3 protein-coding genes are annotated in these 8,071 nt (G+C 73.6%); 2 read left to right on the top strand and 1 reads right to left on the bottom strand.

From position 1 onward, the window contains the following. A partial coding sequence (locus ABD323_RS37860; RefSeq protein WP_486327164.1) for a [protein-PII] uridylyltransferase family protein occupies positions 1-1,048 on the top strand: 1,048 nt, incomplete at its 5' end. A gap of 96 nt (positions 1,049-1,144) precedes the next feature. Here ABD323_RS37860 and ABD323_RS37855 read toward each other — a convergent pair. Then, complete coding sequence (locus ABD323_RS37855) at positions 1,145-2,122, bottom strand: phosphatase PAP2 family protein (protein ID WP_344446641.1); 978 nt, start codon at positions 2,120-2,122, stop codon at positions 1,145-1,147. Between the two features lie 331 nt (positions 2,123-2,453). On the opposite strand from ABD323_RS37855, the gene pulA reads away from it, so the two are divergent. Further along, the gene (gene pulA, locus ABD323_RS37850; RefSeq protein ID WP_344446640.1) at positions 2,454-8,021 is read left to right on the top strand and encodes a pullulanase-type alpha-1,6-glucosidase; all 5,568 of its coding nucleotides are present in this window, start codon (positions 2,454-2,456) and stop codon (positions 8,019-8,021) included. Positions 8,022-8,071 lie beyond the last annotated feature (50 nt).

The following is an 8,071-nucleotide window of genomic DNA, read 5'->3' as shown; positions in this document are numbered from 1 at the left end:
GGGGCGGGGGCGGGGGGGGGGGGGGGGGCGGGGGGGGGAGGACGAGCCGGGCGGCGGCGAGGGCGAGCGGGTGGCCCGGGCCCTGGAGGCGGCGGCCGGCGCGCTGACCGACCTCAACGCGGCCACCCTGCAGGGCGCCCTGGCGGCCTGCACGGCCGACTGGGAGCAGGCGCACGGCGAGCCGCTGCCGACCAGGATCGCGGTGATCGCGATGGGCCGGTTCGGCGGCCACGAGCTGGGCTACGGCTCGGACGCGGACGTGCTCTTCGTCCACGAGCCGCTGACGCCGGACGGCGAGCACGACCCGGCCGCCGCCGCCCGTACGGTCTGCAACCAGCTGCGCACGCTGCTGGCCGCGCCGTCCACCGAGCCCGCGCTGCTGGTCGACGCCGACCTGCGCCCGGAGGGCCGCCAGGGCCCGCTGACCCGCACGCTGGGCTCCTACGCCGCCTACTACGCCCGCTGGTCGCACGTCTGGGAGAGCCAGGCGCTGCTGCGCGCCGACCCGGTGGCGGGCGACGCCGAGCTGGGGGAGCGGTTCCGGGAGCTGATCGACCCGCTGCGCTACCCGGTGGGCGGCGTGCCGGAGCGGGACCTGCTGGAGATCCGGCGGATCAAGGCGCGGATCGAGACCGAGCGGCTGCCGCGCGGGGCCGATCCGACCACCCACACCAAGATCGGCCGCGGCGGCCTGGCCGACGTGGAGTGGACCGTCCAGCTGATCCAGCTGCGGCACGGGCACGAGGTGGCGGACCTGCGCACCACCCGGACCCGGCAGGCGCTGCTGGCCGCCGAGCGGGCCGGGCTGCTCTCCGCCTCGGACGCCGCGGTGCTGGACGACGCCTGGGTGCTGGCCTCACGGGTGCGCAGCGCGGTGATGCTGGTGCGCGGGCGGCCGGGCGACAGCTTCCCGAACGAGCCGCGGGAGCTGGCCCAGGTGGCCCGTTACCTGGGGTACGGCGAGGGGCACAGCGGGGAGGCCGTGGACGACTACCGGCGCACCACCCGCCGGGCCCGCACGGTGGTCGAGCGGCTCTTCTACGGCTGAGGGAGCCGGCGGGGCCGTGGGGCGCCGCGCGAACGCCGCGGCGCCCCGCCGGGTGGGCCGGGCCCCCGCGGGCGGAACGCAGGGGAGCGGTGCGCGCTACCGGCGCAAGCCGGCGCCCACCGGGGTGGGTCGCTGCTCGGGCACCTGGGAGCTGCTGCCGGCCTGCCAGGAGGCCGGTACCTGGGGGAACTGGAAGGCCCAGCGGTGGTAGATGAAGCGGGCGACGACGAAGCCGATCGCCAGGCAGAGCGCCCCGCCCACCGCGTCCATCCAGAAGTGGTTGGCGGTGGCGATGATCACCGTGAGGGTGAAGACCGGGTAGAGCAGGCCCAGCGCCCGCACCCAGGCCCGTTCGGCCAGGAAGAAGACGGTCAGCCCGCACCACGCCGACCAGCCGATGTGCATCGAGGGCATCGCGGCGTACTGGTTGGAGACGCTGGCGCCGGCCCCGGAGGCCAGCGAGCCCCAGGTGTGGTGCGCCGTGACGGTGTCGATGAACCCCGGCATCATCCGCGGCGGGGCCAGCGGGAAGAAGTAGAAGCCGACCAGCGCGATGGCGGTGGTGACGGCGAGCACCGTGCGGCCGGCCGCGTACCGGCCGGGGTGGCTGCGGTAGAGCCAGATCAGCACGGCGATGGTCACGATGAAGTGCAACGTGGCGTAGTAGTAGTTCATCCCCACGATCAGCCAGGTCACGGAGTTGATCCCGTTGTTGACCGACCGCTCGACGGCGACGCCCAGGTTCTGCTCCAGCTGCCAGATCCAGGTCGCGTGCTGGTGGGCGATCGCGGCCTGCTCGGGGACCGCGTTGCGGACCAGCGAGTAGATCCAGTAGCTGAAGCCGATCAGCGCCAGCTCGAACCAGAGCCGGGGCCGGGCCGGGCCGCGGCGCTGGGCGCCGATCCGGCTGCGCAGCGTGCGCGGGCCACGCAGCGCGGTGCTGCCGCTGGCCAGGGTGTCGGTTCCGTCCACGGTCCCGTCAGCCGGTCGGCTCGGGGACTGGACGGAACCGACCCTGCGGGCCCGAGCGCTCTGCTCGGTGCCGGACGTCTGGATCTCGGTCGGTTCCCCCATGGACGAGAAGTCTGCCAGACGATCCGTGGCCGTCTGATCATCCTCTGGTAGTGGGCTCTTCACCGTTTGTCCTCCCAGAGTGCTAGGGCGCGTCCCCGACCAGGGCGGGGGAGGCGGCACGGAACGCGTGAGTGGGACGCGTCGGAGGGACACACATGCGTTCCATTGTTACTCGTTCGCAATACGGCGTGCGAGGCGGGGTCCACTCCTGGTGGCGGGTGGTGCGGGCGGTGCGGACGAGCAGAAGGAAACAGTTTCAGCATCTTGCTGAAACATTTTTCAGTCCGCTAGCCTCCTCGCCACCGACGACGAACCCGGCAAGGGAGCCGCTGTGGCCGCTGTCCCGCTCCGTCCCGCCCGCCGCACCGCACCGCATCGCAGACCGGCCAGGACGGGGGTGCTGCTCGCGGTCGCGCTGACCGCCGCGAGCCTGGGCGCGGCGCTGCCGGCCGGCGCCGCCGCCCCCGCGGCCCCGCCCTCCGACCGGAGCCTGGCCGCGCTGGCCGACCGGCACGACCTGACCCGCGAGCAGTACTACTTCGTCCTGCCCGACCGGTTCGCCAACGGCGACCCGGCCAACGACACCGGGGGCATCACCGGCTCGCGGATGGCCAACGGCCTCGACCCCACCGACAAGGGCTTCTACCACGGTGGCGACCTCCAGGGCGTGATCGACAGGCTGGGCTACATCCAGGACCTGGGCACCACCGCGATCTGGCTGGCGCCGATCTTCAGGAACAAGCCGGTGCAGGGCACGGGGGACGCCGCCTCGGCGGGGTACCACGGCTACTGGATCACCGACTTCACCCAGGTCGACCCGCACTTCGGCACCAACGCGCAGCTCAAGGAGCTGATAGCCCGGGCCCACGCGCGCGGCATCAAGGTCTTCTTCGACGTCATCACCAACCACACCGCCGACGTCATCGACAACACCCAGCAGAGCTACGACTACCGCTCCACGGGCGCCTACCCCACCCTGGACCGCACCGGGGCCCCGGTGGACGAGACGGCCGCGGCGAACGCCGACGCGGCGAGCGGCTCCTCGGCCTTCCCCGACCTGACCGCCGACTCCTTCCCCTACACCCCGAAGGTCGCCGACCCGCACGCCAAGACACCGGCCTGGCTCAACGACCCCGCGCTCTACCACAACCGCGGCAACTCGACCTTCGCGGGCGAGTCCGGCACCGAGGGCGACTTCAGCGGTCTGGACGACCTGGACACCCAGAACCCGGCGGTGGTCAAGGGCTTCGAGAAGATCTACCAGACCTGGGTGCACGACACCGGCGTGGACGGCTTCCGGATCGACACCGTCAAGAACGTCGACCTGGCCTTCTGGCAGCAGTGGGCGCCCGCGCTCAAGACCTACGCCGCCCAGCAGGGCAACCGGAACTTCTTCATGTTCGGCGAGGTCTACTCGGCGGACGCGGCCATCACCTCGCCCTACGTCACCCGCGGCAAGCTGCAGGCCACCCTGGACTTCCCGTTCCAGGACGCGGCCCGGCGCTACGTCTCGCAGGGCGGCTCGGCCAGGGCGCTGGCCGACCTGTACGCGCAGGACTACCGCTACACCTCGGCCGACACCAACGCCTACGAGCTGCCGACCTTCACCGGCAACCACGACATGGGCCGGATCGGCTCCTTCCTGCGGGCCGACAACCCGGGCGCGGACGACGCCACGCTGCTGGCCAAGGACGAGCTGGCCGACCAGCTGCAGTTCCTGACCCGCGGCCAGCCGGTGGTCTACTACGGCGACGAGCAGGGCTTCACCGGCGCCGGCGGCGACAAGGACGCCCGGCAGGACATGTTCGCCTCCCGCACCGCTTCCTACAACGCCGACCCGGTGATCGGCGGCACGCCCGGCGCCGCCGACCGCTACGGCGAGGGCGGCCCGCTCTACCGCTCGCTGGCCGACCTCGCGCACCTGCGCGCGGCCAACCCGGCGCTGGCCGACGGCGCGCAGGTCGAGCGGTACGCCGCCGATGGCCCCGGCGTCTACGCCTTCTCGCGGATCGACGCCCGCCAGCAGGTCGAGTACCTGGTGGCGGTCAACAACGCGAGCACCGCGCAGAGCGTCACGCTGGACACCTTCTCGTCCGGCATGGGCTTCCAGCAGCTCTACCCGGGGACCGCGGGGAGCGTGACCAGCGGCGCCGACCGCAAGGTGGCGCTCACCGTGCCGCCGCTGTCCGCGGTGGTCTACCGGGCGGCCGGGCACCTCGCGCCCTCGCCCGCGGCGCCCGCCGCCACCGCGCTCACCCCGGCCGACGGCTCGACCGGCACGGTCACCCTGGGCGTCCAGGTGGCCGGTGGCGCCTTCCACAAGGTGGGCTACGCGGCGCAGATCGGCAGCGGCCGCTGGCAGGTGCTGGGCACTTCGGACAGCGGTGTCGACCAGGTGACCCTGGACCTGAGCGGCGCGGCGCCCGGCACCGTGGTCCGCTACAAGGCGGTCGTCCAGGACTCCAGCGGCCACCTGCGCGCGCTCACCGGCTCCTTCACCACCGGCACGCCCACCGCCCCCGCGCCGCCGAGCGCCGCCTCACGGCCGTACGCGGTGGTGCACTACCAGCGTCCGGACGGGAACTACGACGGCTGGAACCTCTACGCCTGGGGCGACCTGGCCGACGGCGAGTCCACCACCTGGCCGGCCGGGCACCCCTTCGTGGGGCGCGACGCGTACGGCGCCTTCGCCTACGTCCGGCTGAACAGCGGCGCCTCGGACGTCGGGTTCATCGTCGAGCAGAACGGGACCAAGGACGGCGACGCCGACCGGCACATCGACGTGGGCGCCACCGGCGAGGTCTGGGTCAAGCAGGGCGACCCGGCCGTGTACACCCAGAACCCCTCGACCGGCGCCCCCACGCCGGTGCCCGCGAACACCGCGGTCATCCACTACCGCCGCGCGGACGGCGCCTACGACGGCTGGGGCCTGCACGACTGGACCGGCGCCGCCACCCCCACCGACTGGGGCAGCCCGCTGCAGCCGGCCCGCAGGGACGCCTTCGGGGACGTCTTCGAGGTCCCGCTGGCACCCGGCGCCACCAGCCTCAGCTACATCCTGCACAACGGCGACAGCAAGGACCTGCCCGACGACCAGTCGCTGGACCTGGCCACCTACGGCCACGAGGTCTGGGTGGTCGGCGGCACGCCGGGCTACCTGCTGCCGCAGGTGGCCGCGAGCAGCGCGCAGCTCGATGTGACCACCGCCAGGGCGCAGTGGATCGACGCGGGCACGGTCGTGGTCCCGCCGGGCTACGGCGCCGGCGACGGCGCGCTGAAGGGCGGGACCAGCGCCCAGCTGGTCTACGACGCGGCCGGCGGCATCACCCTGGACAAGGGCGCGCTGAGCCGGCCCGGCCACTGGCTGCGGCTCACCCCGGTGGCCGGCGGGCTCACCGCCGCGCAGCGTGCCAAGTACCCGAACCTGGCGGGCTACCGGGCCTTCACCGTGGACCCGCGCGACACCGGGCGGGTGGCGCAGGCGCTGCGCGGCCAGCTGCTCTTCACCGAACACCAGCCCAACGGCGCGCTGCTGGCCGCCACCGGGGTCCAACTGCCCGGCGTGCTGGACGACCTGTACGCGGGCCGGGCGGCCGACGCCCACCTCGGCCCGGTCTACCAGGGCGGCGGGCCCGACTGGGCCTGGTGGCCGGGGCGGCGCACGGTGACGCTCTCGCTCTGGGCGCCCACCGCCGCCGAGGTCTCCCTCCAGCTCTACGACGGGCCCACCGGCGGCACCCCCAGCACCGTGGCGCTGCACCGCGACGACGCCACCGGCGTCTGGTCGCTGACCCGCGACCGTGCGCAGCTGGACGGGCGTTACTACACCTACCAGGTCAAGGTCTGGGCGCCGAGCGTGCAGCAGCTGGTCACCAACACGGTGACCGACCCCTACTCGGTGGCGCTGTCGGCCGACTCCCGGCGCAGCCTGGTCGCCGACCTCGCCGACCGCTCCACCAAGCCGGCCGGCTGGGACGAGGGCCGCAGCCCGCAGCCGATCCCGGCCGCCCGCCAGCAGATCCAGGAACTGCACGTGCGCGACTTCTCGTCGGCCGACACCACCGTGCCCGCCGCCGAGCGGGGCACCTACCTGGCCTTCACCGAGTCGCAGTCGGCCGGGATGCAGCACCTGCGCGCGCTCGCCCAGGCCGGCGTCACCACCATCCACCTGCTGCCCACCTTCGACATCGCCTCCATCCCGCCGGCCGCCGACCAGAAGCTGCCGCCCTGCGACCTGGCCTCGCTGCCCGCCGCGAGCGAGAAGCAGCAGGAGTGCGTGGCCGCGGTCGCCGCCGACGACGCCTACAACTGGGGCTACGACCCGCTGCACTACACCGTGCCGCAGGGCAGCTACGCCACCGACGCGACCGGCACCGCGCGCACCGTGCAGTTCCGGCAGATGGTCCAGGCGATGCACCAGCTGGGCCTGCGGGTGGTCCTGGACGTGGTCTACAACCACACCGCGGCCGCCGGCCAGGACCCGCACTCGGTCCTCGACCAGGTGGTCCCCGGCTACTACCAGCGCCTGAGCGACACCGGCCGGGTCACCACCGACAGCTGCTGCGCCGACACCGCGCCCGAGCACGCCATGATGGACAAGCTGGTGGTCGACTCGGTGGTCACCTGGGCCCGCCAGTACAAGGTCGACGGCTTCCGGTTCGACCTGATGGGTCTGGACCCGAAGTCCACCATGCTCGACGTGCAGGCCGCGCTCGGCAGGCTGACCCCCGCGCGGGACGGCGTCGACGGCTCGGCGCTCTTCCTCTACGGCGAGGGCTGGAACTTCGGGGTGGTCGCGAACGACGCCCGCTTCGTCCAGGCCACCCAGCAGAACATGGCCGGCACCGGCATCGCCACCTTCAACGACCGGCTGCGCGACGCCGGGCGCGGCGGCAACTTCACCCTCGGCTCGGCGCCGCAACAGGGCTTCGCCTCGGGCCTGTTCACCGACCCCAACGGCAACGCCGCGAACGGCACCCCGGAGCAGCAGAAGGCCGCGCTGCTGCACCAGATGGACCAGATCAAGGTGGGCCTGACCGGCAACCTGGCCGGCTACTCCTTCACCGACAGCGCCGGGCACACGGTGACCGGTGCCGGTGTGGACTACAACGGCTCGCCCACCGGCTACGCGGCCGCGCCCGGGGAGGCGGTGGCGTACCTGGACGCGCACGACAACACCGACCTGTTCGACGCGCTCGCCTACAAGCTGCCGCCCGCCACCTCGGCGGCCGACCGGGCCCGGATGCAGGTGCTGGGCCTGTCGCTCACCGCGCTCGCCCAGGGCCCGGGCTTCGCGGTGGCCGGCAGCGACCTGCTGCGCTCCAAGTCGCTGGACAGCAACTCCTTCGACTCGGGCGACTGGTTCAACGCGATCCACTGGCCGCAGCCGGGCGCGGGCGGCTGCCCGGACGGCAACGGCTGGGGGCACGGCCTGCCGCCGGCCGCGGACAACCAGTCGATGTGGCCCACCGCCAAGGCGCTGCTGAGCGACCCGCGGCTGACCGTGGGCTGCGCCGACATCACCGCCACCAGCGCGAGCTACCAGGCGTTCCTGGCCGTCAAGCAGTCCTCGCCGCTCTTCGCGCTGAGCACCGCCGCCCAGGTGCAGCAGCGGCTGAGCTACCCGCTCTCCGGCACCGCGGGCGAGATCCCCGGGGTGATCACCCTGCACCTGGACGGCACCGGCCTGCCCGGCGCCGAGAAGGGCGTCACGGTGGTCGTCAACGCCACGCCCACCGCGCAGAGCCAGCGGGTGGCGGCGCTCGCCGGCAGCGCGCAGGCGCTCCACCCGGCGCAGGCGAACGGCGCCGACGCGGTGGTCAGGCAGTCCGCGTTCCAGGCGGACTCCGGCACCTTCACGGTGCCGGGCCGCACGGTGGCGGTCTTCGTCCAGCACTGAGCGGCGCCGCCGGACGGCGGGCCGGGCCCGGGAGCGAGGTCGCTCCCGGG

It is taken from the genome of Kitasatospora nipponensis (genome assembly GCF_039528135.1).
In the GTDB taxonomy this organism is placed as follows: domain Bacteria; phylum Actinomycetota; class Actinomycetes; order Streptomycetales; family Streptomycetaceae; genus Kitasatospora; species Kitasatospora nipponensis.
The sequence above is the reverse complement of the archived record's forward strand: the minus strand, read 5'-3'. Positions and strand labels throughout refer to the sequence as shown.